This is a genomic window from Allobosea sp. OAE752, assembly GCF_050433265.1.
GTDB classification, from domain to species: domain Bacteria; phylum Pseudomonadota; class Alphaproteobacteria; order Rhizobiales; family Beijerinckiaceae; genus Allobosea; species Allobosea spartocytisi.
Window position 1 is genome coordinate 1 of the sequence record NZ_JBNPXO010000020.1, and the last position, 22,015, is coordinate 22,015.

Annotated in this window: 25 protein-coding genes; 18 read left to right on the forward strand and 7 right to left on the reverse strand. The window is 63.9% G+C overall.

Annotated elements, in window-relative coordinates; translation table 11 throughout:
* On the forward strand, nucleotides 1-403 hold a 403-nt coding region (locus GGC47_RS27250), incomplete at its 5' end, for an ATP dependent DNA ligase (protein WP_465247595.1).
* 324 nt (nucleotides 404-727) lie between these two features.
* Here GGC47_RS27250 and GGC47_RS27255 read toward each other — a convergent pair.
* The gene (locus GGC47_RS27255; RefSeq protein WP_429069871.1) at nucleotides 728-979 is read right to left on the reverse strand and encodes a hypothetical protein; all 252 of its coding nucleotides are present in this window, start codon (nucleotides 977-979) and stop codon (nucleotides 728-730) included.
* 59 nt (nucleotides 980-1,038) lie between these two features.
* Here GGC47_RS27255 and GGC47_RS27260 point away from each other — a divergent pair, with 59 nt between their 5' ends.
* From GGC47_RS27260 to GGC47_RS27275, 4 genes are all read left to right on the forward strand, one after another.
* The gene (locus GGC47_RS27260) at nucleotides 1,039-1,266 is read left to right on the forward strand and encodes a hypothetical protein (RefSeq protein ID WP_112761586.1); all 228 of its coding nucleotides are present in this window, start codon (nucleotides 1,039-1,041) and stop codon (nucleotides 1,264-1,266) included.
* A 316-nt stretch (nucleotides 1,267-1,582) separates the two neighbouring features.
* Entirely contained in the window at nucleotides 1,583-1,951 is a 369-nt protein-coding gene (locus GGC47_RS27265; protein ID WP_429069872.1) for a hypothetical protein, read from the forward strand.
* A gap of 14 nt (nucleotides 1,952-1,965) precedes the next feature.
* Nucleotides 1,966-2,727, forward strand: coding sequence for an SOS response-associated peptidase (locus tag GGC47_RS27270; protein ID WP_429069874.1), 762 nt, complete (start codon nucleotides 1,966-1,968; stop codon nucleotides 2,725-2,727).
* 104 nt (nucleotides 2,728-2,831) lie between these two features.
* The gene (locus GGC47_RS27275) at nucleotides 2,832-3,287 is read left to right on the forward strand and encodes a Ros/MucR family transcriptional regulator (RefSeq protein ID WP_429069875.1); all 456 of its coding nucleotides are present in this window, start codon (nucleotides 2,832-2,834) and stop codon (nucleotides 3,285-3,287) included.
* 865 nt (nucleotides 3,288-4,152) lie between these two features.
* Here the strand turns inward: GGC47_RS27275 and GGC47_RS27280 are convergent.
* From GGC47_RS27280 to GGC47_RS27290, 3 genes are all read right to left on the reverse strand, one after another.
* Nucleotides 4,153-4,398 carry a hypothetical protein gene (locus GGC47_RS27280; RefSeq protein ID WP_429069877.1) on the reverse strand — a complete coding sequence of 82 codons (246 nt, stop codon included), beginning with the start codon at nucleotides 4,396-4,398 and terminating at the stop codon, nucleotides 4,153-4,155.
* A 203-nt stretch (nucleotides 4,399-4,601) separates the two neighbouring features.
* Nucleotides 4,602-4,886, reverse strand: coding sequence for a hypothetical protein (locus tag GGC47_RS27285; RefSeq protein WP_162719922.1), 285 nt, complete (start codon nucleotides 4,884-4,886; stop codon nucleotides 4,602-4,604).
* Between the two features lie 293 nt (nucleotides 4,887-5,179).
* Nucleotides 5,180-6,070 (reverse strand): LysR family transcriptional regulator, encoded by an 891-nt coding sequence (locus GGC47_RS27290; RefSeq protein WP_038366410.1) that lies wholly within the window; start codon nucleotides 6,068-6,070, stop codon nucleotides 5,180-5,182.
* Between the two features lie 143 nt (nucleotides 6,071-6,213).
* Here GGC47_RS27290 and GGC47_RS27295 point away from each other — a divergent pair, with 143 nt between their 5' ends.
* From GGC47_RS27295 to GGC47_RS27335, 9 genes are all read left to right on the forward strand, one after another.
* Entirely contained in the window at nucleotides 6,214-7,773 is a 1,560-nt protein-coding gene (locus GGC47_RS27295) for an ABC transporter substrate-binding protein (protein WP_113253435.1), read from the forward strand.
* Nucleotides 7,774-7,785: 12 nt separating this feature from the next.
* Nucleotides 7,786-8,730 (forward strand): ABC transporter permease, encoded by a 945-nt coding sequence (locus tag GGC47_RS27300; RefSeq protein ID WP_429069878.1) that lies wholly within the window; start codon nucleotides 7,786-7,788, stop codon nucleotides 8,728-8,730.
* Entirely contained in the window at nucleotides 8,727-9,611 is an 885-nt protein-coding gene (locus tag GGC47_RS27305) for an ABC transporter permease (RefSeq protein ID WP_429069880.1), read from the forward strand. Before GGC47_RS27300 ends, GGC47_RS27305 begins: the two co-directional genes overlap by 4 nt.
* Entirely contained in the window at nucleotides 9,608-10,573 is a 966-nt protein-coding gene (locus GGC47_RS27310; RefSeq protein WP_429069882.1) for an ABC transporter ATP-binding protein, read from the forward strand. The genes GGC47_RS27305 and GGC47_RS27310 overlap by 4 nt, the downstream gene beginning before the upstream one ends.
* A complete protein-coding gene (locus tag GGC47_RS27315) occupies nucleotides 10,570-11,442 on the forward strand; it encodes an ATP-binding cassette domain-containing protein (protein WP_112764992.1) in 873 nt (290 codons plus the stop codon). Before GGC47_RS27310 ends, GGC47_RS27315 begins: the two co-directional genes overlap by 4 nt.
* Nucleotides 11,429-13,504, forward strand: coding sequence for a hydantoinase/oxoprolinase family protein (locus GGC47_RS27320; RefSeq protein WP_429069885.1), 2,076 nt, complete (start codon nucleotides 11,429-11,431; stop codon nucleotides 13,502-13,504). The genes GGC47_RS27315 and GGC47_RS27320 overlap by 14 nt, the downstream gene beginning before the upstream one ends.
* The gene (locus GGC47_RS27325) at nucleotides 13,501-15,243 is read left to right on the forward strand and encodes a hydantoinase B/oxoprolinase family protein (protein WP_429069887.1); all 1,743 of its coding nucleotides are present in this window, start codon (nucleotides 13,501-13,503) and stop codon (nucleotides 15,241-15,243) included. Before GGC47_RS27320 ends, GGC47_RS27325 begins: the two co-directional genes overlap by 4 nt.
* Nucleotides 15,240-16,397: a DSD1 family PLP-dependent enzyme gene (locus tag GGC47_RS27330; protein ID WP_429069889.1), complete on the forward strand. Its 1,158-nt coding sequence runs from the start codon at nucleotides 15,240-15,242 to the stop codon at nucleotides 16,395-16,397. The genes GGC47_RS27325 and GGC47_RS27330 overlap by 4 nt, the downstream gene beginning before the upstream one ends.
* A 925-nt stretch (nucleotides 16,398-17,322) precedes the next feature.
* The gene (locus GGC47_RS27335; RefSeq protein ID WP_429069890.1) at nucleotides 17,323-17,928 is read left to right on the forward strand and encodes a peptidase S14; all 606 of its coding nucleotides are present in this window, start codon (nucleotides 17,323-17,325) and stop codon (nucleotides 17,926-17,928) included.
* A gap of 7 nt (nucleotides 17,929-17,935) precedes the next feature.
* Here GGC47_RS27335 and GGC47_RS27340 read toward each other — a convergent pair whose 3' ends face one another.
* Together GGC47_RS27340 and GGC47_RS27345 are read right to left on the reverse strand one after the other, a co-directional pair.
* A complete protein-coding gene (locus tag GGC47_RS27340) occupies nucleotides 17,936-18,187 on the reverse strand; it encodes a hypothetical protein (RefSeq protein ID WP_429069891.1) in 252 nt (83 codons plus the stop codon).
* Nucleotides 18,188-18,426: 239 nt separating this feature from the next.
* Entirely contained in the window at nucleotides 18,427-18,549 is a 123-nt protein-coding gene (locus tag GGC47_RS27345) for a hypothetical protein (RefSeq protein ID WP_429069892.1), read from the reverse strand.
* Between GGC47_RS27345 and GGC47_RS27350 the strand changes: the two genes are divergently transcribed.
* The 3 genes from GGC47_RS27350 to GGC47_RS27360 all read left to right on the forward strand — a co-directional run bounded on the left by GGC47_RS27350 (nucleotide 18,548) and on the right by GGC47_RS27360 (nucleotide 20,093).
* Nucleotides 18,548-18,844 carry a hypothetical protein gene (locus tag GGC47_RS27350; protein ID WP_429069894.1) on the forward strand — a complete coding sequence of 99 codons (297 nt, stop codon included), beginning with the start codon at nucleotides 18,548-18,550 and terminating at the stop codon, nucleotides 18,842-18,844. The genes GGC47_RS27345 and GGC47_RS27350 overlap by 2 nt on opposite strands.
* A gap of 263 nt (nucleotides 18,845-19,107) precedes the next feature.
* Nucleotides 19,108-19,296: a hypothetical protein gene (locus tag GGC47_RS27355; RefSeq protein WP_429069896.1), complete on the forward strand. Its 189-nt coding sequence runs from the start codon at nucleotides 19,108-19,110 to the stop codon at nucleotides 19,294-19,296.
* A 575-nt stretch (nucleotides 19,297-19,871) separates the two neighbouring features.
* The gene (locus tag GGC47_RS27360; RefSeq protein WP_429069272.1) at nucleotides 19,872-20,093 is read left to right on the forward strand and encodes a hypothetical protein; all 222 of its coding nucleotides are present in this window, start codon (nucleotides 19,872-19,874) and stop codon (nucleotides 20,091-20,093) included.
* Nucleotides 20,094-20,242: 149 nt separating this feature from the next.
* Here the strand turns inward: GGC47_RS27360 and GGC47_RS27365 are convergent, their stop codons facing one another.
* Nucleotides 20,243-21,073: an autotransporter outer membrane beta-barrel domain-containing protein gene (locus GGC47_RS27365; RefSeq protein WP_429069899.1), complete on the reverse strand. Its 831-nt coding sequence runs from the start codon at nucleotides 21,071-21,073 to the stop codon at nucleotides 20,243-20,245.
* Between GGC47_RS27365 and GGC47_RS27370 the strand changes: the two genes are divergently transcribed.
* Nucleotides 20,957-21,226 carry a DUF6894 family protein gene (locus GGC47_RS27370; protein WP_429069897.1) on the forward strand — a complete coding sequence of 90 codons (270 nt, stop codon included), beginning with the start codon at nucleotides 20,957-20,959 and terminating at the stop codon, nucleotides 21,224-21,226. The two genes, GGC47_RS27365 and GGC47_RS27370, sit on opposite strands and share 117 nt — an antisense overlap.
* Nucleotides 21,227-22,015 lie beyond the last annotated feature (789 nt).

Consider the following 22,015-nt stretch of genomic DNA (forward strand, 5'->3'; position numbering starts at 1 on the left):
CTACCGATCGGGACGCGGCGGCGATTGGCTGAAGATCAAATGCAGCCGGTCGGAGAGCTTCGTCATCGTCGGCTATGAACCGTCGACGATCGCCCTGGGCGGGATCGGCCGGCTGCTACTGGCGGCCTGCGCGGGCGATCACCTGGTCTATGTCGGGGGCGTTGGCACCGGCTTCACGCACGCCACGGGCACGGCGCTGCGAAAGGAGATGGACGATCTCGTCATCCCAAAGCCTGCGATCAATATGCGAGGACGAAAGGGGGGCTATCGCTGGTTGACGCCGGCACTCGTCGCGGAGATCCAGTTCCGGGGCTGGACGGACGACGGGAAGCTCCGCCATGCCTCCTACAAGGGCCTGCGCGAAGATGCCGACGAGGCCAGCGTCTACAAGATGCCCTGCTAGCCGCTTACCAATAGCCACGCCGGGCCCGACTGGCGTCTCGCCTCTTGCCCCGTCGGCGATGCCAGATCGCGCCCACGCGGTCGCGAGGGTCGAAATCCTCGCCTCTGATGGCGTCACGGAATTGCTCCGCCTGGCTTTGGTCGCTGAAGCAGAAGACCTCATAGCTTCGCGTCCCGTCGTGCACGTCGAAACGGCGCCGGCAGAGGCTCGACAGGGGCCCCGATAAATTGAAGTAGCCCAGACCGTGGCCTTCGAACTTCGGCACCGCGACCTGGTAGGGATAGTCGCGGTTGACCTGCGTGACGCTCGGTTGGCCCCGCGCTCTCATAGCGCTCTGATCTGCTCCTCGAACTCCTCCGGAATCGCGCCATGGCGGGCGAGGACATCGATCGACGCGACTTCGCCGGTCTCATCATCTGCGACGACATGGACAACGGCGACGCCTTCGGCTGTGCGCCCCAGGCGTTCCCCTTCATTGAGCGCGTGATGCTTCGTTTTCGCCGGCACGCGCTGGCTCGCAATGAGCTTCCTTCGGTATGTCTTGAAGGGCTGGAGAAAGAAGGTGTCGACGTTCATGGCTTGACTCCCCGGGGCGGTTTGTTCTCATAATGTTCTCATACACGAGGACGCAAGCCATGTCAGCCCAGCCGGCCGACCAACATGTCGAAGACACCACGCTGGACGCGGAAATTACGGGCATTGTTTCCATGCTGATGGAGGAGCACGGCACCGAAGCCGCGGCCTTACGCGCCTTGGCTCATGATTTCATCGTCCTGCTGGCGGATGCCGACCGCTCGACATCGCGAGGCTATCTGCGTGGGCTGTTTTCGCAGGGAGCGCGGCCAGTCCGCGAGACCGAATGAGCCATGAAGCTTCCGAACGACCTCACCGAGCTGCGGGATTTTCCGTGGATCCTCGTGCGCCTTCGCTGCCACTTCTGCCAGCGCAAGGGCGACGCCCGCCTCGCGGTCCTGTCCTGGCACTATGGAGGGGGCGCGACACTCGCTCAGATCGTCGCCATCTTCATGTCGCGCTGCCCATGGGACCCGCACAACCCGGCCCGAAAGCCGCAGAAATACGGCATGAAGTGCGGAGCCTACTGTCCCGATATCGGCCGGACCTCACCGCCCGATCTGCCACCCAGCATGACCGGGCTCACCCTGATTAAAGGAGGGAAGGATGACCAACTTCCATCTGAGCAACCCGGAGAGCCGAACCGCCGCCGCGTTGGAGGCGACTAGGAGCGTCTATCTGCAGATTGAAGGCGCGAGCCCGGAGGAAACCAGCCGTGGCCTCGCGGCCGCGCAGGCGGTTTTCGAGAAGGCCGGCGTCACTGCGGGCAAGGCGTACTGGGCGATCTGCGAGCTTGAGAGAGCCGATGACCTGGGATGGGTGGATAAGGTGCCGTCCGAGGCGATCGAGTACATGCATGTCTGGGAGGAGGCGGAGCGCGCCGCGATCGAGGCCTGTTGCGCCGGATGGCAGTCCAATAGGCCGGAGCGCTATGTCCTCCACCTGTTTCCAAAGGCGGAAGCTGCGGTAAGCTGAGGCCGGGAGGCCTCATGTGCAATCTCTACAGCCATACCCGCAACGTCGAGGCGATACGGAAGCTATTCGCCAAGTTCGACAGCGGCGGCGTCAACATGCCGCCGCAGCCGGGCATCTATCCCGATTATGCGGCACCGATCGTGCGCAATGAAGAGGGCAGCCCACGGCTGGCAATGACGCGCTGGGGCATGCCGTCGTCGAAGAAGGCTCTGCTCGAAGCTGCGACGAAGCGAGCCGACAAGCTACGGGCGAAGAACAAGGAAGTCGATTTCGACTGGCTCCTGCGCATGGAGCCGGACGGCGGCACGACCAATGTCCGCAACACCTCGAGCTCGCACTGGAAGCGCTGGCTTGGCGTGGAGAACCGATGCCTGGTCCCGTTCAACTCCTTCGCGGAGCCGGGCCCCGTCGGGAACCATTGGTTCGCGTTCGGCGAGGAGCGGCCGACGGCATTCTTCGCCGGCATCTGGGCGCCGCAGTGGACCAGCGTGCGCAAGATCAAGACCGGCGAAGAGACGATCGACCTTTACGCCTTCCTGACGACCGAACCGAACGCCGAGGTCGGCGCGATCCACCCCAAGGCGATGCCGGTGATCCTGACGACGCCGGAAGAATGCGAGACTTGGATGACGGCGCCGTGGGAGCAGGCGAGGGCGCTGCAACGCCCGCTCCCAGATGGCTCGCTCGATATCGTCGCGCGCGGCGTGAAGCAGGATGGCCCAGGCGAGGAGCTGTTCCCCGCAGTCGCCCCGCCTCAGCAAGGCGACCTGTTCTGAACGTCAGAAATCAAAACTGGGTTTTGCAGATCTATTGCCAAACGAAAACTCTATAATAAAAGGAGCGAAGCGTAAGCTCTCTGCAATGCCCACGGAGATTGGAAATGTCGGAAAATAACGAAGCGCTCGTCGACCTGGTCGCGCATATCGTTTCGGCATTCGTCGGGCACAATAGCGTGCCGATGGCCGAGCTTCCGGCGTTGATTGCTAGCACCAACGCGGCACTCACTGGGCTTGGCCAGGCTCCGGCGTCGGCTCCCGAAGAAAAGGCGATCCCGGCCGTATCAATCAAGAAATCCATTACGCCCGATTTCCTGATTTGCCTGGAAGACGGCAAGAAGTTCAAATCGCTCAAGCGTCACCTTCGTATGGCGTTCGACATGACGCCCGATCAGTACCGCGTGAAGTGGAATCTGCCTCCGGACTATCCGATGGTCGCGCCGAACTACGCCGAGGCCCGCTCAAAGCTGGCCAAGTCCATGGGCTTGGGCCAGCAGCGTCGGAAGACGACGCCTGCGCCTGCGGCACCGAAGCGGGGGCGGGCCAAGGCCTCAGCCTGATTCAATGCAGGCGGCGCGAAGCTCAAGTTCGCGTCGTCCGCCCTAGGCCGGCAATAAGCGAGTTGCAGATGGGCCATTGGGAGCAGACAGGCCGGGACAATGCCGAGGAGAGGGCGCGCAGGGCTGCCCTGCCTCGCTGGCGCCGGGTGGCGGCTGATCATGGCCGCGCGGCGTTGGTTGCAGCTAGGGGCAACAACCATGGAGGATCCAACGCCGGCAAAGGAGGAAAGGGTAATACGGTTGGGGGAGCGCCTCGCCTTCCAATTCTGCTCAACCTGGAGCCAGTCAGCCGGGCGCAAGTCAGTCTGGAAGAGACGCGGCGACCTCATCTAATGAAGGGACGTCAAACTAAATGGGCAGTCGAGTGCTGGGGGCCCAGGGACTGGCCCTAATGAAAACTCGGACACGAAGTAGAGAGTTTCGATATGCATATACATCGATTAGCCATGAATAGTTTTTGTCTTTATTTTGCTGCATTGCGTGTATTTTTTCCATTTTTCATATTAGCGGCAATAGCTTTACCGCTTATGATTTATTTATTTCTGACTCGAGCTCTTTTGATTTCATATTTAAACCATTTACATACTACGTCTATATCGGTTTATTTGTTTTCGGGTATATATATTCAGGGCTGACGGTTATAATTTTTGATAAAAAATACCGGATACCGACATCAAGGGATTGATCGATTTTGTCCGAAATCTAAATCGCCCAAAAAAGTGATCCGTAAACGGAGTAGGCCAGGCGGTCAGCGCGTCCGGCGATGACCCTGGCGGAGCGAGCGGCGCGGCTGAAAGCTGAGGCGGCGGCTGGCTTGGAGCGGGCAGCGAACAGCAGCGCGGACGCCCTGATCACGCGCCTGTGGTCATCGCCGGAGGGATATCTTGATCAACCAGCGGCCACCGGCCGTTTTGCCGGAAAACCGGACACCTCCGATAAGTGCCGCCTTCCTCGCCATGCTATGGATCGTAATGGCCGCTTCGCTGCTCAGGCTCTTCGGGATGGTCTCGAAGCCGTCGTCCTGGACGGTCGAACCGCTCTCTTGGACATGGTAGGGCGCCAGCGGCGCCTCGATGATGGCGTTGTGATCGGCGTAGAGAGATGGAATCACGTCCCATTTCGTCTACTGCGCAGCATCTGCATCATCCCCGGCGACGAGCTCCGGGCGCTCGAAGCCATGTGGCGAGCAGCTTGGTTTGCTCATTCCAAACGAGGTCGAGGCGCTTCCGTTCCTCCTCGCTCGAACGCAGTGGCGTGTTGATAATGCGCCGGCCGGTCAATTCATTCCCCAACCTTCAGCAGGAGCATAGCATGTCACTGCGCCTTACCCTTTGCGTCGGCACTGAGAACGAAGCACTTGTCGATAGCATCGCGCAGGGTTTGAAGAGCACGAGCGTCAGCGTAGAGGTGAGCCACAACACGATGAACGGTCGGAACGCTGCCGTCGCTCATGCTGACCGGGATGCCAACTGTCAGACTGATGGCGTATCGGCCCTGATTATGGCCGAGGGCGGCGAAGTTCTCAAACGAGATAATCGGCGCCCCATTATCCACCGCGATGGGCTGTACTCGTCTGTCGTCGGCAATCTCGTCTGACATCATTTCCTCCCGCTACGCGATCCTGACCGCTGGGCTCTGACGAGTCGATAGCATTTCGCGCCCGACTTTCTGGCTATTCCAGCCGAGCCCCGCTTCACAAGCGGGGCTTATCCGACAACCTTTGCAAGCATAAGGCACGTGCCGCAATCGGCGGCGCGATCACTGGGAGGCTGCGTCGGCCAACAGCCTACGCGATGTGAGGGAATCCGCTTGTGGTGAGCGATTTGGCACCGCGCCCCAAGCTGATATTCCCCCTTCGCCGAAAAGCGGACGCTCGCATACAAAGACACGCCTTACCGCCCAACCTTGGCGATCTCGGCAGCGAGGTTCGCAAGGTAACTGCATTCATCGGCAGATTCGTTGTTCCACCACATCGCACACAGGTTATGCGATGGGATGGCCGGACGCGCCTCCAGCACGCGCAATGCCAGCTTCTCTCCCGAGAGATGGATCATCTCGCGCGGGATCATCGCCGCGCCGGTGCCGGCGCTCGCGAGGCGGGCGATCACGGTAAGCGGGTTGCAGGTGTTGAGGCGGCGCGGCTTCAGGCCCTGCGCGCCAAACCACATCTGGATCGTGGTGAACAAGCCCGATGGCGGGCTATTCGTGAAGATCGGCAGATCGACCAGGTTCTCCGGCGTCGCGACATTGCCAGCGAAGGGCAGGCCTTCGCCCACCACCCAGACGAGATCGATCATCCAGAGCGGCACGATCGTAATCCCGTCATGGGCCCGCGGCTGCGAGAGAAAGGCAATGTCGATCGAGCGGTCGAGCAGGAGCTGTTCGAGCTTGGTGCTGAAGTCCACGGTGACATCGACCTGCAGCTCCGCATGGCGAATAGCCAACTGCGCAAGGAGGTCCGGGAGGACCGCGGCGGCGAAGGAATCGGCGGCGCCTATGCGTAAAAGGCTCCTGCCGCGCAAGCCGTCCTTGCTGTGACGCTGGACCTGCTCGGCATGAGCCAGCAAACGCTCGATATCCGCATAGATCGCATTGCCAAGCGTCGTCGGCAGCGGGCGGTAGAGCGAACGGTCGAACAATTCGCCGCCCAAAGTGCGCTCGAGCTCCTTGATGCGCAGGCTGACCGTCGGCTGCGACAGGTTGAGATGCAGGGCGGCGGCGCGGAAGCCGCCCAATCGGGCCACCCAGTAGAACGCCTCGGCCTGACCAAAGGTATAGCGCATCGTTCAAGACGATAGCGGGAGACAATCAAGCGGCAAGCACTTCTTATTTTTATTCGCCGCCTCAGCGCTCTAGCTTTCCCTGGTTCGGCGCGGCGCCGGTCTCCGGCGCCGCCAAGGCATTGCCATAAAAGAGGGGAATTCCGATGCTGACCGTGCCGACACATCGCCGTGCGTTTCTCGCCGCTGCAGCAGGCGGCGCTCTTGGCGGCCTCTTGCCAGCGAGCCTGCTCCACGCTCAACCGAACAACGGCAAGACGCTGACCATCGTCCTGCCGAGCAATCCGATCACCATCGATCCGATAAACCAGCTCAATCACGACGCCATGGTGCTCGGCCAGACCGTGTTCGAGAACCTGGTCGAGTACGATGTCGACGGCGTGCTGAAGCCGCAGCTCGCCAAGGCTCTGCCGGTGATCTCGGCCGACAAGAAGACCTACACTTTCGACCTGCGCGACGACGTCACCTTTCACAACGGCAAGAAGATGACGGCGGAGGATGTGAAATACTCCTTCGAATACATGCTCGACCCCGCCAACAAGGCGGCGCGCCGCTCGCTCTTCACGCGCATCACCAAGGTCACGGTGCTGGATCCGCTCAAGATCCAGTTCGAGCTGTCGGAGCCGTATGGCCCCTGGCTCTACTTCCTGACGAAATACATGGGCATCTACCCGTCCGGCTCACGCAAGGAGCATGGCGACGACTATTTCAAGTCGCGTCCGGCCGGCGTCGGCACAGGCTTCGGCGTCTTCGAGGAGTGGAAGCCGAACGACTATATCAGCTTCAAGAAGAACCCGAACTACTGGCGTAAGGGCCTGCCGCATTGGGATCGGCTCGTTGTCAAGATGATCCCGGAGGACGCGACCCGCGTCGCCTATCTGCTGACCGGCCAGGTCGATCTCATCAGTGCGCCGCCGCCGCGCGAGTTCAACCGGCTGAAGACGATGCCGGGCATCACCGGCGCCTCGCGCCCGACGCTGGGTGGCGCGCTGTTGATGTACACCAACAACCTGAAAGCCCCCTTCGACGACGTGAACTTCCGCAAGGCGGTCTCCGCCGCGATCGACCGCAAGACGATTGGGGAGAAGGTCTATTACGGGCTGCTCGATCCTTCCTCCGTGCCGGCGCCGGCACGCGGCTGGTGGTTCAACGCCGAGGCGGACAAGGAACTCGGCTTCGATCTCGACAAGGCCAAGGCCTTGCTCGCCAGGTCGAAATACGCCACCGGTGCCGAATTCGACCTCAGTATCCAGGCCGAGCCCTATCTGCTCGACACCAAGGATGCGGCGATCTTCGTGCAGGCCCAGCTCGCCAAGATCGGCATCAAGGTCAATCTCAAGGTTTACGAGTTCTCGGTGCTGATCCAGCAGGCGATCCGCGGCGAGCACCAGGCGGCGCTGCAGGTCTTCATGTCGCCGGGCGAGCCGAGCTACATCATGCAGGTCTGCCTGACGCCTGAGCAGGTCCTGTCCAAGAGTACCGGCTACAACAATCCGGAGTTCAACCAGACGCTCGCGGCTGCCTTCGCCGAGACGGAGGAAGCCAAGCTCAAGGAAGCCTATGGCAAGCTGCAGGCGCTCGCCGCACGCGACGCGCCGCTCGGCGTGCTCGGCTATGTCCACGCCTCCAATCTCTGGCGGCAGGCGGTGCAGGATGTGAAGGTCAATCAGGGCCTTACCATCGCGCCAGGCGAGATCAAGGTCTGAAACGAGCACGCAATGTTCCGCCTCATCGCAGGTCGCATCCTCTCCTCGATCGGCACGCTGCTCTTCGTCGGCCTCGCGCTGTTTGCGCTGACGCGCTCCGGTCCGGGCTCCCCGGCTCGGATCGTGCTCGGGGCCGACGCCACGACAGAGCAGATCGCGCAGTTCGAGCAGGCGCATGGCCTCGACCGGCCCTTCCTTTCGCAATACGCCGCCTGGCTCGGCGACGTCCTGCGCGGGGATTTCGGCAAGTCCTTCGTCACCGGCCGCGACGTCGCGGCCGAGATCGCCAACGCGTTGCCGGTGACGCTGGCGATCGTGTTCTTCGCCTTCCTGATCGCATTGATCTTCGGCATCGGCATCGGCGTGTTGTCGGCGCTCAAGCCGGGCGGCGCCTTCGACCGGATCAGCCGCTTTGCCTCGGTGCTCGGCCTGTCGATCCCGGCCTTCTGGCTCGGCATCGTGCTGATCCGCTTTCTCGCTGTCGACCTGCGCCTGTTGCCGCCCGGCGGTTATTTTCCGCTCTCCGCCGGACTGTCGCTGCACCTACAGAGCATCCTGATGCCCTCGCTCTCGCTCGCGGTTTACTACGTCGCCGTGCTGGCAAGGATGACGCAGGCGAGCCTGCAGGAAACGTTGCGCGGCGACTATGTCCGCACCGCCCGCGCCATGGGCCTCTCCTCTCGGCAGGTCGTGTTCTACGCGCTGGTCAACGCGCTGCCGCCGGTCGTCAATCTCGCGGCGCTCTCCTTCGGCTACATGTTCGGCTGGGCGCTGATCATCGAGCAGGTCTTCAACATCCCCGGCCTGTCACGCGCGCTGCTGAACGCAATCTCGCAGCGCGACTTCCTCTTGCTGCAAGGCATCGTCTTCCTGTTCACCGCGATCTTCGTCTTAGCCAATCTCGGTGCCGACCTGATCAACCGCGTACTAGATCCGCGCCAGAGGGCCGCGGCATGAGCAATCTGCGCAAAGCCCTCCATGGCCTCGACTGGAGCGGCTGGCTCGGAGCCGGCATCGTCGGGCTGATCGTGCTGGCCGCGATCTTCGCGCCGCTGATCGCGCCTTACGACCCGCTCGCGCTCAATATAGAGGACAGGCTGGCCGCGCCCGACGCCGCGCACTGGCTCGGGACCGATCAGGGCGGGCGCGACGTACTGAGCCGGATCCTGTTCGGCGCGCGCGCCTCGCTGTCGGTCGGAATCGGCGCGGTGCTCATCGGTGCAGCCATCGGCGTCTCCGCCGGGATCTTCGCCGCCTACAAGGGCGGGCTCGGCGAGCAAATCGTGATGCGCATCGTCGATGGCGTCGCCTCGATCCCACTGCTGGTCTGGGCGATCGCGATCGTCGGCATTCTCGGTGTCGGGCCATTGCCGATCGGGCCGCTGCTCTTGCCAAACGAGGTCAAGATCGTCGTCCTGGTCGGCTGCCTGTTCTCGCCGGTCTTCGCCCGCGTCACCTATGCGGTGGCCAAGCGCATCGCACGGGCCGACTATGTCCGGGCTCGCTTCCTGCAGGGCGCCTCGCACTGGCAGATCGTCAGCGGCGACGTGCTGCCGAACTGTCTGTCGCCGCTCATCGTACAGGGCACGCTGCTGGTCGCGATCGGCATCGTCATCGAGGCCTCGATCAGCTTCGTCGGCCTCGGCGTGCAGCCGCCGCAGCCGAGCTGGGGCACCATGCTCTCAGATGCCCGCAGCGCGATCTATTCCGGCGAATGGTGGCTGCCGGTCTTCCCGGGCCTCGCCATCTCGCTGACCGTGATCGGCTTCAATCTTCTGGGCGACGCGGTGCGCGAACTCTTCGACCCGCGCAGCGAAGCCAGGACGCTGGTCGCATGAGCCCGGCACTGCTCAGCGTCGAGGGCCTGCGCGTCGGCTTCCGTTCGGCCGGCGGCGGCGTGGTCGAGGCGGTACGCGGGGTCGACTTTTCCGTCGCGGCGGGCGAGGCCGTCGGCATCGTTGGCGAATCCGGCTCGGGCAAGAGCCTCAGCATGCTAGCGGCGATGCGACTCCTCGGCACGCCGGCGCGCGTCACTGGCGGGCGAGTGCTCTTCGACGGCGAGGACCTGCTCGCTGCTGATGAAAAGCGTATGCGGGCGCTTCGCGGGCGCGATATCGCCATGGTCTTCCAGGATCCGCAGAGCTCGCTCAATCCGGCGCTGACCATCGGCCGGCAGATCACCGACGTGGTTCGTGAGCATCGCGGCGTCTCGTCAGCCGAGGCCCGGCGCATCGCGGCGGAGGCGCTCGAGCGCGTCGGCATCCGCGATGCCGGCCGGCGCCTTGCCTCGTACCCTCATGAATTCTCCGGCGGCATGCGCCAGCGCGCTCTGATTGCCATGGCGATCGCCTGCCGCCCGCGTCTGCTGATCGCCGACGAGCCGACCACGGCGCTCGACGTTACCGTCCAGGCCCAGATCGTCGACCTGATCGCGGAACTGCGCCGCGAGCTCGGCCTTACCATCGTCTTCATCTCGCACAATCTCCAGCTCGTCGCCGAGATCGTCGACCGCGTCGTGGTGATGTATGGTGGCAAGGTCGTCGAGGACGGGCCGGTCGAGGCGATCGAACGCGCGCCGCGCCATCCCTATACCATCCTGCTCAAGGCCTGCGTCCCGAGCCTTTTCGGCCCGGTCGGCCCACTCACCGCGATTGAGGGCGCGCCGCCGCGGCTCGGCCGGTTGCCGGCCGGTTGCCCGTTCTCGCCGCGGTGTCCCCACGTCATCGAGCCCTGTACCAGCGAAATGCCGGCTCTGATCGCCGAAGCCGGTCATCGCATCGCCTGCTGGAGGCCGCGATGACCGGCCCGATCCTCTCCCTTCGCTGCGTCTCCAAATCCTTCCCGCAAGGCGGGCTGTTCGACCGTCTGCTCGGGCGCGACAGCCGGCTCGTCGCGCTCGACGATGTCAGTCTCGACGTCATGCGCGGCGATGTCGTCGGCATCGTCGGCGAGAGCGGCTCGGGCAAGTCGACGCTGGCCGGCCTCGCGGTCGGACTGGCGCGGCCGACCTCGGGGGAGGTCTTGTTCGATGGCCAGTCGATGGCCGAGCTGATGCGCGATCACGCCGGGCCGTGGCGTCGGCGCGTCCAGATGGTCTTCCAGGATTCGAGCAGCGCGCTGAACCCGCGCAAGAGCGTGGCGCGCTGCCTCGGCGAGACGTTGGCATTACGTGGCGTGCCCGCGGGGCAGCGCCAGAATGAGATCGCAGACTTGCTGACGCGGGTCGGGCTCGGCCCCGAGATCGGGCCGCGCTTGCCGCATGAACTCTCCGGCGGGCAGCGCCAGCGCGTCGGCCTGGCGCGGGCCCTGGCGATGAAGCCGGAGGTGCTGATCGCCGACGAGCCGGTTTCGGCGCTCGACGTTTCCCTGCAGGCACAGGTGATCAACCTGCTGTCGCGTTTGACCCGCGAGCTCGGCCTGACCCTGCTCTTCATCAGCCACGATCTCGCCCTGGTGCGCACGCTGTGCAGCCGCATCGTCGTGATGCGGAAAGGGACGATCGTCGAGCAGGGGCCCTGCCTCGATGTGCTCGACCGGCCGCAGCACCCCTACACCCAAGCCCTCATCGCCGCCGTGCCGAAAGGCCTCGCCGGCCGGCGCACGCCTTTGCCCGTCCGTGCCGACGCGGTGGCTCCAGAAACCAGGGAAGACATCCATGGCGCAGCATAGCTACCGGATCGGCATCGACATCGGCGGCACCTTCACCGATGTCGTGGTCGCGCGCGACGATGGGCTGATCGAGACCCGCAAGGTGCCCTCGACCCCGGACGATTACAGCCGCGGCATCGCGCAGGCGCTGAAGGCGCTGGTCGAAGACTACCAGACCACGCCCGACCGCATCACCGGCATCGTTCATGCGACGACGGTCGCGACCAACGCCATCCTCGAATACAAGGGCGCCCGCACCGGCCTCCTGACCACCGCCGGCTTCCGCGACGTGCTTGAGATGCGCCGCCTGCGCATCCCGGTGCTTTACGACCTGCAATACGACAAGCCGAAGCCACTTGCGGCGCGGCGCCTGCGCCTCGAGGTCAATGAGCGGCTCGGCCCCGACGGCTCCGTCCGCGTGCCGCTCTCGCGGGAGGATGTCGTCGGGGCGGCGCAGCGCTTCCGCGAGGAAGGCGTCGAAGCCGTGGCGATCAGCTTCCTGCACGCCTACGCCAATCCGCAGCACGAAATCGAGGCTGAGGAGATCCTGCGCGCCGAGCTCGGCGACGGCGTCTATATCTGCCGGGGCTCGGAAATCCTGCCGGAGATCCGCGAATACGAGCGCACCTCGACCGTGGTGGTGAACGCCTATATCGGCCCGGTCGTGCGCAACTATGCCAGCGCCCTGACGGCGCGGCTCGCCTCGATCGGCGTCACCTGCCAGGTCGAGATGATGCATTCCGGTGGCGGCATCATGCGCCTGGGCTCGGCGGTGAAGCGCGCCGCTTCGCTGGTTGAATCCGGTCCGGCTGCTGGCGTCATCGCCTGCGCGCGACTAGTCTCGGGCGGCGACGAGCCCAGCATCATCTCCTTCGACATGGGCGGCACCACCGCCAAGGCAGCGCTGATCGAGCATGGCGAGCCGGCGCGCACCACCGAATACGAGGTCGGGGCCGGCATCAATCTGTCGAGCAAGCTGGTCAAGGGCGGCGGCTATCCGATCAAGATGCCCTTCATCGACGTCTCCGAGATCGGCGCAGGCGGCGGCAGCATCGTCGCGATCGACCGGATGAACCAAGTCTCGGTCGGCCCGCAGAGCGCCGGCGCGTGGCCGGGACCGGTCTGCTATGGCCTCGGCGGAACGCAGGCGACGCTGACGGACGTTTTCCTGACGCTGGGCTACATCAACGATGTCGCACTCGCCGGCGGCAGCTTCCCGCTCAAGGCCGATGCCGGCCGTGCCGCGCTGAACGACCAGGTCGCGTGCCCGCTCGGGCTCGACCTCCAGCAGACGGCGCGCGGCGTGCTGACGCTGGCGGTCACCACGATGACGCGGGCGGTGAAGGCGGTCTCGACCTATCGCGGGCGCGACCCGCGCCAGGCGACACTGGTTGCCTTCGGCGGCAACGGCCCGGTGGTCGCGGCCGAGGTCGCGCGCGCGCTCGGCATCCGCCGCGTCATCGTCCCGCGTGCCGCCGGCGTCTTCAGCGCCCTCGGCCTGCTGCGCTGCGATGTCGAGCAGGAATTTGTGCGACCGTCGCGCCGACGGGCGGGCGAGCTCGACGATGCCGGGCTGGAGCAGCTCTTCGCCGAGCTCGGCGCCGATGCCCGCCGCATCCTCGCGCTGGAAGGCTATGATCTGGCGCAGGCCGAGTTCCGCTATGCTGCCGACCTGCGATATGTCGGCCAGGCCTATGAACTGACCGTGCCGGCGAGGCGCTTCGACACCGCAGAGCTGGGCGAGCTATTCCATCGCGAGCACGAGCGGACCTATGGCCATCGCTCGCAGAAGGATTCGGTGCATCTCGTCAATGCCCGCCTGACGGCGCGCCTGCCGCTGATCGCGCCGCGCCAGCAATTCGCGGTGGAGGCGCCGATGCACCGGACCGATCGGATTGTCTCGTTCAACGCCAGCGGGTCGGCGGCCGCGATCGCCGTGATCGGCCGGGCCGACCTCGATACCACGGCGCGGCGCGGGCCCTTCGTCATCGAGGAATACGACTGCACCTGCGTCGTCGGCCCCGGCCAGAGCGCCAGGCTCGACGAGGCCGGCAATATCGACATCGCCCTGGAGGCCGCATGAGCGCGCTGGCAATCGACCCGATCACCCTGGAGGTGATCCGCAATGCGTTAGCCTCGACCGCGGATGAGATGGCGCTGATCGTCATGCGGAGCGCCTATTCTCCTGTTGTCCGCGACATCATGGATTATTCGACCGCACTCTGCGACGCGAAGGGCCGGGTGATCGCGCAGGGGCTGACTCTGCCGATCCAGCTCTGCTCCTTCCCGCGGATCATGGGATTCGTCAAAGAGCGCTATGGCGAGACGCTGAAGCCCGGCGACGTGCTGATCGCCAACGACCCCTATGGCTCCGGCGGTCAGCATTTGCCGGATATCTACATCCTGAAGACGATCTTTGTAGACGGCCGGCTCTCAGGCTTCGCCGCGACGGTGGCGCATCACACCGATCTCGGGGGCATCGTGCCGGGCAGCGTCGCGATCTACGCGACCGAGATCCAGCAGGAAGGCCTGCGTCTGCCGCTGCTCAAGCTTTACGAGGCCGGCGAGCCGGTCGAGGCCGTCTTCCGGATCCTCGAGGCGAACACGCGCTCGCCGGTCGAGGTGCTCGGCGATATCCGCGCCCAGATCGCCGCCTGCAATGTCGCGGAGGATGGCTTGAAGACCCTGATCGGCCGCTACGGCGCGCAGGAGCTCGACGCATATATCGACGCGCTGCATGACCATGCCGAGGCGATGATGCGCGACGTGATCCGCGCTCTGCCGAACGGTGTCTATCGCGCCACGGACTATATCGACGGCGTCGGCGAGAACCCTGAGCCGCTGCCGATCGTTGCGACCGTCACCGTCGCCGACGATACGATCGACATCGATTTCGCCGGCACGGCCGATCAGGTCGCGGCATCGATCAACTGCCCGATCTCGCTGCCGGAATCGGCTTCCTTCTGCGCGATACGCTGCCTGTCGCAGCAGGACATTCCGAATTGCGAGGGATATCTGCGGCCGATCACGGTCAGGGCGCCTGAGGGCTGCCTCGTCAATCCTCGTTATCCGGCTGCCTGCGGAGCGCGCGGCGTCGTCGGCTATCGCGTCTTCGATGCGATCATGCAGGCGCTCGCCCAGATCGTGCCGGAGCGGGCCATGGGCGGCTCCGAGGGGGGGCCGTATCTCCTCGCGGCCGGCGGCACGCATGAAGGCCGGCCCTTCGTGCTCAACGAGATGGTGGTCGGCACCTGGGGGGCGCGGGCCGGCAAGGACGGTATCGAGGGCATCTCCAATCCTGCCGCCAATCTCTCCAACCAGCCGATCGAGATGATCGAGGCCGACATGCCGGTCGAGGTGCTGCGCTACGGCCTGGTGCCCGACACCGGCGGGCCGGGCCAGTACCGTGGCGGGCTCTCGCTCATCCGCGAGTTCCGCTTCCTCGCGCCGGTCGCCTTCGTGCTGCGCGGCGACCGGCGCGACCACCCGCCCTTTGGCTTGGAGGGCGGCAGCCCTGGAGCGCCTTCCGCTCACATCCTGCTCCGCGCCGACGGCACGGAGCAGGGCCTGCCGACCATGCCTATGGAGAGCTTCAACGCCCGTGCCGGCGATGTCTTTCGCCTGATCGGCGCCGGCGGTGGCGGCTATGGCGATGCGCTGCAACGCGATCCCATCCGCATCGAGGATGATCTGCGAGAAGGCAAGGTCACGGCGGCAGGCGCATCCCGCGATTACGGCGTGGTCTTCGCTGCCGATGGCGCAACGATCGATCAGGCAGCCACCATGCGTCGGCGGGCCGAGCTTGCGGAGGCAAGGACATGAGCAAGGTCATGTTCGGTGCGGCGGCCCTCAACGCAAAGCTCGTCGGCGAGCCGGGCAGCCGGGCGCGGCTGGAGACGCCGGCAGCCGTGCTCGATCTCGATCTGTTCGAGCATAATATCGCGCTGATGGCGGAAACCTGCCGCAAGACCAGGCTAAGCCTCAGGCCGCATGCCAAATCGCATAAATGCGCCGAGATCACCCGCCGGCAGATGGCAGCGGGGGCGCTCGGCAATTGCTGCGCCAAGCCGGGCGAATTGCTGGCGCTGTTCGAGGCCGGAGTGCGCGATCTCCTGCTCAGCGCGCCGATCGCCAGTCCGGCGAAGATCGACGCACTGGCGCGCGCCGCGGCGGCGGGCGGGCGCATCGGCGTCGTGGTCGACCGGGCTGATCTCACCACCGCCTATGCGCAGGCGGCGCAGCGACACGGCGCGGCCTTCGACGTGCTGGTCGATCTCGATGTCGGGCTGAGGCGCAGCGGCGTCGCGACGCCGGCCGAGGCGGTCGAGCTGGCGAGGCTCGTTTCCGGGCTGGACGGGCTGCGCTATCGCGGCGTCCAGGCCTATCAGGGCCGCGTCCAGCATATCGACGACTTCGCCGCGCGCCGCATCGCCAACCAGGAGATGGGCCGGCTGCTCGCCGCCATGATCGAGGCGTTACGCGTGGCCGGCTTCGCGCCGGAGATCGTCTCGGGCGGCGGCACCGGCAGCCATCTCCTCGACGGCGAGGACCGGTTGCTAACCGAGATCCAGGCCGGCTCCTACGTCTTCATGGACGAGGCCTATGACAGCGTCGACATGCATGGCCGGGGCGGGCCGGAATTCAAGCCGGCGCTGCGCATCGCCGTCACCGTGATCGGCCACAGCTCGCTCGGCTTCGCCATCACCGATGGCGGCAGCAAGAGCTTTGCGCTCGACGGCCCGCCGCCCCGTGTCTTCCGGATTGGCGAGCTGGTTGGGCGGATCGAATGGTGCGGCGACGAATTCGGCCGCGTCCTTCCGTCGGAAGGACAATCTGCGTTGCCGATTGGTACGGTGGTCGAATGCACGGTCCCGCATTGCGATCCGACGATCAACCTGCACGACATCCTGCATGTCGTGCGCGGCGCCGATCTCGTGGCGCAGTGGCCGGTCGAGGCGCGGGGCCGCGCTGATTAAGCGGCGCGTCAAATAGGCTGCGAAGCGAGAAGCGCGCCAGAAGCGGAACTGGGATCTCCGCCAGAAAGCGCACCTTCGCTGCTCAGCGGCGTCAGGACCGGAATCAACCTCAGCCGACATGGCGTTTCTCGAGCTATATCAGGTTCGCACCGATTCAAGTTTCTACGTCCGTAACCGGGATGCCGTTCGCTCATTGAACGTCCCGGCCTTTTCCTAAGTGTAGCCGCGCCCCATGGCGAAGCCCGCACGCACGGGTACCGCACCTTCGCGCCAAATCCGATGCGCTCACCGCGGTGAATGCCAGTTCGGTTTCCTGAACGGTCTGATCCGCCCAACTCACGACAAAAGCCGCGGCTCGCCTGCTCATGATGGTGTCACAACTGTTTCCGGGCCGGAGACTGACCTTTAGCCCTCGGCTAACCATGTCGCTTCCTGAAGGTTCCCAATTGTACGGTCACGGCATTTTCGGAAAGCCATGGAAACTCATTAGCTGCCGAAATCATTGACCGGTCGCCTGCGACCTGGGACACGACATGCGACGATCTCACGAAATGCCCTTCGGCCGCCGCGCTCTGCGGAACGGAGTAGAATTCCGCCTTTGGGCGCCGTCCGCTCCCAATGTGCGCCTCTGGACGCCGCAGGACGAGTTCGACATGGAGGAAGCCGAAGGAGGTTGGCACCGGCACGGCTTCCGTCGAGCGGTGAACCTTACACTCGTTTGCGAACCGTCAGCATTATGCCCGACGGGGCCCGTGCTTGAATCGGATTCGGCAACGATTCTTGAGACAAAACTGGGTTCTTGATCCGCCCCGAGAGCGGCCAGAACCGCCTGGGAACGTAAGCTTCACATCGTGCCAATGCTGTCGCATGGAACCGCCGAGTGGAGCGTCGAGTTTGGTCGCACCGACATTGCTAAGGTTTGACTATGAGCCTGCCATCGAACTCGAATGATGCCCAATCCGATCTTTTCCGGCCATTGCAGCCGCGTGATTTCCTGAACCCGCCAATCCTGCTGGCGGGTACCGTGGATAACGTCATGTACGCGTTCTTTCGAGACCGACTTATGACGTCGCCATTGGAAGGTTTGGTCGTAATCGAACTCAGTACCTTGGGCGGGGACCCCGAGGTTGCGCGCATGATGGGAGAGGATATCCGGTTCCACAGCGAGCAGGAGCCGAACCGGCGCTTCGTCTTGCTCGGAAAGGCTGCGATCTACTCCGCGGGTGCGACCTTCATGAGCTTCTTCGCCCGCCCTAACCGGTACCTTACACGCGGCACGCGGCTTATGATCCACGAGCGCAAACTACAAACTAACGTGATGCTGGATGGCCCGCTAACGGCGTGCATTGCGAATTTGAAAGCCAAGCTCAACGAAATCGAGCATTCAATTCAGATTCAGAACGAAGGCTTCGAAAACCTCATCGCCGGATCATCGGTGACCATGGAGCAGGTGCTTAAGCTCGCACCAGAAAACTGGTATATCGAAGCGAACGAAGCTCAAAGCCTCGGGCTTATTGAAGGCGTCATATAGTACCTGATCATGGACCGATCGACAGGGGTGAGATCGTGAGCCGCGATGCTGCTGTCAGCAGAGAGGCAAGCACGATAGCCTCGCTGTTCAAGCACCAGCGGACGTAGTCGGATGATCGGCCCATTTCCCGAGCCAACATGGCATCAGGCTCTTCACTCTGCAGGAAGGCCGCCAAATTAGCCTTCATTTGCTGCCCCGTCGGGGGTTGTGAGCCCCAGTTGCGAATGACGACGGAACAATCGAACGAAGAGTGGAACATGCCCGGCTCCGCAGTTAGCGGATCGGAACGCGTCTAGCGAGCAAATTGGTTTCCCCTCGCTAGGTCCTATCCCCATCAGCAGGGAGAAGCGGCGGAGCTCTAACGTCAATCGGATATTCGGCCCGCCCCGTGGATCGATCGGTTCTGCTTGGCATTGCCTGCGGGTTTTCGAGCGGGATCGTCGAGCGGCAGGACGACACGCCGGAACGGGCAGGTATCTCAACCGGCGCGGTTGGTCATTAGTCAACCTCCCGGCGGAAGCGGCGGGCGTCCGCTTTTGGACCACCCGCCGCGACGAGATCGGAAAAGCGGGCGCCGTTAGTTTCAACCCGGGTGGTCACGGCGACGACAGCCTGCTGCATGACGCGCTTCTGCTTTTCAGGTGCGGATCGCTTCACGCTAAGTCCGCCTGTCCGGCGTCTCCAGTTGCAAAGCCCACTCGGCATAGGGCGTGTTCTTTACGAGATGGCGATTGAAATCCGGCGCGCCGTCAGTCCACCAAACGGGTCCCCATTCTCCGAGCTTCAACTTGGCGGAGTCGACACGAGAGCGAACGGCTTTCAAATCGCCTTTACTTCGCTTGGCATCCTCGACAGCTCGCCGAGCGTCCATGAGCTCGGCGACAAGCTGACCACGGCGCTCGTCCGAAAGCGCTAGATTGGTCGCGCGCGCGCTGAGGACGCCGAGATTGTCCGGCGAACCGAAATCATGGCTCAGCAGATGCTGAAGCAGTTGCAGGTCACGAAGCCAGCGCCGCGCCGGAACTTAGATCGCGGCTGCGGCCGCTGATCGCCTCTCGTAAGGGACGGCCCTCCTTGGGCGCTTCCTAAATTTGGCCCCGTCAGTTCCGGCTGGCGGGGCCTTTTTTGTTTTTGTCGTGGTATGCTGTCTTGGGCTGGCGGAGTTGCGGAGGGTTTGCCATGGAACGGCGTGAAGCAGGTGATCTCGATGCCCTGATCTACGGCACCGGTGTTCAGACCCACGATCAGAAGGCAGCTCGTTCCGAAAGACTGCAGCGAGCGGCAGAAGCCTTGCAGCGCCGGAAGGAAAGTGACGATCTCCTCGACGCAGAACGGCGAAGGCTCAAATCACTTCGCCACAACCCGTGAGATGCTTGCATAGAAATACCTGGTCTCGCTTCAGCTAGGTGAGGACCGCCGTCGGCACCTCATTGTCAGCGCTGCACGATCTGAGGCGGGAGGGTTATCGAAGCAGCCACGAAAATGAGAATGACGCCGGCGATTGCCAGCCAGACCCAGAACTCGACAGGCGGGCGACGGCGCTGCATTTCCGGGTAATCTGCCGTCCGAATGTTCCGCACCTTGGGTGGTTCCCGCTCATGGATTCGAACCACAATTTCGGAAAATCAAAGAGCCGCCCGGTTTCTTGGCGAACGATAGAGTTCATTCTACATTCGCTTCTTATTCAGCATTTTTGGGCAGTCTTCTGGGCGCCTTGATGAGGCGTGGCGCCGAGTCGCCGCCTTTCCCCTCCCACTGGCATGGGTGGCTCGGCACCTTTCTCCAAAAGAATTTTAGGGTCGCACGGCCGCAAGGGACCGTTGCAGCCATCAAGACTGCCCCTTCAGCTTCGGCCGGCGGAGTCATTGTCTGGCGCCCTCTTGCCAGCGGCGACGCCGGACTTAGATTTTTCATCGCAGGTCCACTTTTCGGGGGAAGGAGCCATGCCTTTTTCATCGTTGACGGATCCGGCTGATCTGGCCCGGGCTTGCGCTGCGTTGGAAGCTGTATGGAGCGAGGTGAAGCCGGCTATCCCCGAGCGGGAGCATGATGAGCAGCGGCGGAGGATCGCCTATCTCGTCGCCGGATTTGCGCCGATGGCGCTCGACCAAGAAGACCTCAAGCAAAATGTCTTGCTTCACCTCCGTCAGAATACCTCGGCCTGAGCGAGCCCTATCAAACATCGCCCGGTCTCGCTTCGGCGGGGTCGGGCCTTTTCGCTTTGGGTGAAGGTCACTGATGGGTGGCAAGCTGACCTTTGCCGGCCTTCCCGAAAGAGCCGCTGGCAGGCTCGCGTCGTACCGGCGTCTCGCCGTCAGAACCTGACGGCGAGGTTTGCCTTGAAGGCGTGATCCTGGACGTCCTCGGCGAGCTGGCCGGCATAGGTCACCCCCAGGCTGGCATTGGCGCTGATCGCGAGGTCCAGCCCGGCTTCGACCAGGGCGGCGTTCCTGGCGATGGGAGCGCCCGTGATCGTGAAGGGGATGCTGCCGGCGAAGGCGAGCGTCGCCTTCGGATCGACATCGCCAAAAGCATGGCGCCAGCCGAGCGCGCCGCGCAGGCTCAGGTCCATGCCCTGGATCCGGGTGCTCGTGGAGGCCCGCAGGCCGAGCGTCGAGTAGCCCAGGCTGGTGTCGTCGCTTGTGCCGGACAGGGCTGCGGCGCCGCCGACCTCGCTGAGGCCGTCGCTGCGCAGGCTGACGTAAGCAAGGCCGGCGAAGGGCTCGAACGCCACCGGGCCGAGATCGATCCGATAGCCGAGCTCGCCGAAGACCTGAGCCGTGCCGGCGTCGTGATCGGCGCGCAGGCTGGTGCCGAGCCCCGCCGCGACCACGCTGCGCCGGGTCTCAATGTCATGCCAGGTGTAGCTGGCTCCCAGGCGCAGGCCGAGCGGTCCCCATTGCCCGCCGCCATAGAGGCCGAGATGATAATTGTCGCTCTCGCTGGAAGAGAGCCAGCTTTCGTATCGGGCCGAATGTAGGGAACATCGACGGCAAATCCGAATTCCTCCAAGAATGCGAGGAACCCCATGCCGAAATATCGTTTCACCATCGAAGACGGGAACCGGGTCGACCGCGACGAGAAGCCCCTGGACTTTCCGAATGAGAAAGCGGCCGCGGAGGACGTCCAGCGAGCCCTCGCCGATATGGCCAAGGACAAGCTGCCGGATGGCAATCGCTTTGATCTGAGAGTGCGCGTCGAGAATGAGGCCGGCCAGGAAATTTACCGCGCCTCGCTGAAGTTCGAAAAAGAACGACTAAGCGGGCGGACTTCCTTCAGACGCCGTGCTCGCTCCTGATGTCGCTACCCCCGCCAAATCGCCGGTGCCGCCTCTCGCCTTTTCCTCTACGAACTTCAGTCGGGTCGCAGCAGTGTTGGGGAGCCCCCGAGCCCGTAGCCAGTCCAAAAATTCGTCGGGGCGGATCGTGACAATCTGTAGTGCTCGCCCACGCGCGAGCCAGACGTTCATCACTTCCAAGGCTGACGCATACCAAACTTCGTAGTTGCTCGGCATTTCGTTCTGGTCGTGGGCAAGCTCCCAAAGGCGCTGAAAATCAGCGCGTTCGTACCATGGCAAAACTGCCGTGTACGTCTCGACTGTCGGTTTCATAGAAAGGGCCGATCGTTCGCGTGCGACGCGAGAAACGAGGAGCCACCGCAATCAGGCGCGGGGACAGAGATTTTTAGCGTTTGGGCTCTGACTCCGCGAGAAGGTGGTTCTGAGCTTCTCGACTGAGAACCACCTTGGCACCGCTACGCCTTGCCACGCGCCCTGCGGCCTCAAAGGCCTCGAACAGGTCGGGAGACTGTCCGTAGGTGGCACCGGTGAGGAACGCCCGGCACCCTTTAATGTTCCAGGCGAGCCACGCCGGGTTCCGCTAGGGAACGATTCGCCCTGTCGTCAGTTGGCGACTCGTTTCGTTGCGGAGTCGCATGGATGGGTACGCGTCGCGTTCTCAGGGCCGGGCCGGGTGTCGATACCGTGAAGGGGTCGCTCACCCGGCGCCGGAAGCCCGAACGCGATCTGTTTTCCGATCCGATGCCCGAGCGCGTCGAGCCCTGTTTGGCGCTGCTGAAGGACGAGGTG

Excerpts from the sequence above, each read along its gene's own strand:
- GGC47_RS27255 (WP_429069871.1), bottom strand. The coding sequence starts at position 979 with ATGAACGTCGACACCTTCTTTCTCCAGCCCTTCAAGACATACCGAAGG.
- GGC47_RS27260 (WP_112761586.1), top strand. The coding sequence starts at position 1,039 with ATGTCAGCCCAGCCGGCCGACCAACATGTCGAAGACACCACGCTGGAC.
- GGC47_RS27265 (WP_429069872.1), top strand. The coding sequence starts at position 1,583 with ATGACCAACTTCCATCTGAGCAACCCGGAGAGCCGAACCGCCGCCGCG.
- GGC47_RS27270 (WP_429069874.1), top strand. The coding sequence starts at position 1,966 with ATGTGCAATCTCTACAGCCATACCCGCAACGTCGAGGCGATACGGAAG.
- GGC47_RS27275 (WP_429069875.1), top strand. The coding sequence starts at position 2,832 with ATGTCGGAAAATAACGAAGCGCTCGTCGACCTGGTCGCGCATATCGTT.
- GGC47_RS27285 (WP_162719922.1), bottom strand. The coding sequence starts at position 4,886 with ATGTCAGACGAGATTGCCGACGACAGACGAGTACAGCCCATCGCGGTG.
- GGC47_RS27290 (WP_038366410.1), bottom strand. The coding sequence starts at position 6,070 with ATGCGCTATACCTTTGGTCAGGCCGAGGCGTTCTACTGGGTGGCCCGA.
- GGC47_RS27295 (WP_113253435.1), top strand. The coding sequence starts at position 6,214 with ATGCTGACCGTGCCGACACATCGCCGTGCGTTTCTCGCCGCTGCAGCA.
- GGC47_RS27300 (WP_429069878.1), top strand. The coding sequence starts at position 7,786 with ATGTTCCGCCTCATCGCAGGTCGCATCCTCTCCTCGATCGGCACGCTG.
- GGC47_RS27305 (WP_429069880.1), top strand. The coding sequence starts at position 8,727 with ATGAGCAATCTGCGCAAAGCCCTCCATGGCCTCGACTGGAGCGGCTGG.
- GGC47_RS27310 (WP_429069882.1), top strand. The coding sequence starts at position 9,608 with ATGAGCCCGGCACTGCTCAGCGTCGAGGGCCTGCGCGTCGGCTTCCGT.
- GGC47_RS27315 (WP_112764992.1), top strand. The coding sequence starts at position 10,570 with ATGACCGGCCCGATCCTCTCCCTTCGCTGCGTCTCCAAATCCTTCCCG.
- GGC47_RS27320 (WP_429069885.1), top strand. The coding sequence starts at position 11,429 with ATGGCGCAGCATAGCTACCGGATCGGCATCGACATCGGCGGCACCTTC.
- GGC47_RS27325 (WP_429069887.1), top strand. The coding sequence starts at position 13,501 with ATGAGCGCGCTGGCAATCGACCCGATCACCCTGGAGGTGATCCGCAAT.
- GGC47_RS27330 (WP_429069889.1), top strand. The coding sequence starts at position 15,240 with ATGAGCAAGGTCATGTTCGGTGCGGCGGCCCTCAACGCAAAGCTCGTC.
- GGC47_RS27335 (WP_429069890.1), top strand. The coding sequence starts at position 17,323 with ATGAGCCTGCCATCGAACTCGAATGATGCCCAATCCGATCTTTTCCGG.
- GGC47_RS27340 (WP_429069891.1), bottom strand. The coding sequence starts at position 18,187 with ATGTTCCACTCTTCGTTCGATTGTTCCGTCGTCATTCGCAACTGGGGC.
- GGC47_RS27350 (WP_429069894.1), top strand. The coding sequence starts at position 18,548 with ATGACGCGCTTCTGCTTTTCAGGTGCGGATCGCTTCACGCTAAGTCCG.
- GGC47_RS27345 (WP_429069892.1), bottom strand. The coding sequence starts at position 18,549 with ATGCAGCAGGCTGTCGTCGCCGTGACCACCCGGGTTGAAACTAACGGC.
- GGC47_RS27355 (WP_429069896.1), top strand. The coding sequence starts at position 19,108 with ATGGAACGGCGTGAAGCAGGTGATCTCGATGCCCTGATCTACGGCACC.
- GGC47_RS27360 (WP_429069272.1), top strand. The coding sequence starts at position 19,872 with ATGCCTTTTTCATCGTTGACGGATCCGGCTGATCTGGCCCGGGCTTGC.
- GGC47_RS27370 (WP_429069897.1), top strand. The coding sequence starts at position 20,957 with ATGCCGAAATATCGTTTCACCATCGAAGACGGGAACCGGGTCGACCGC.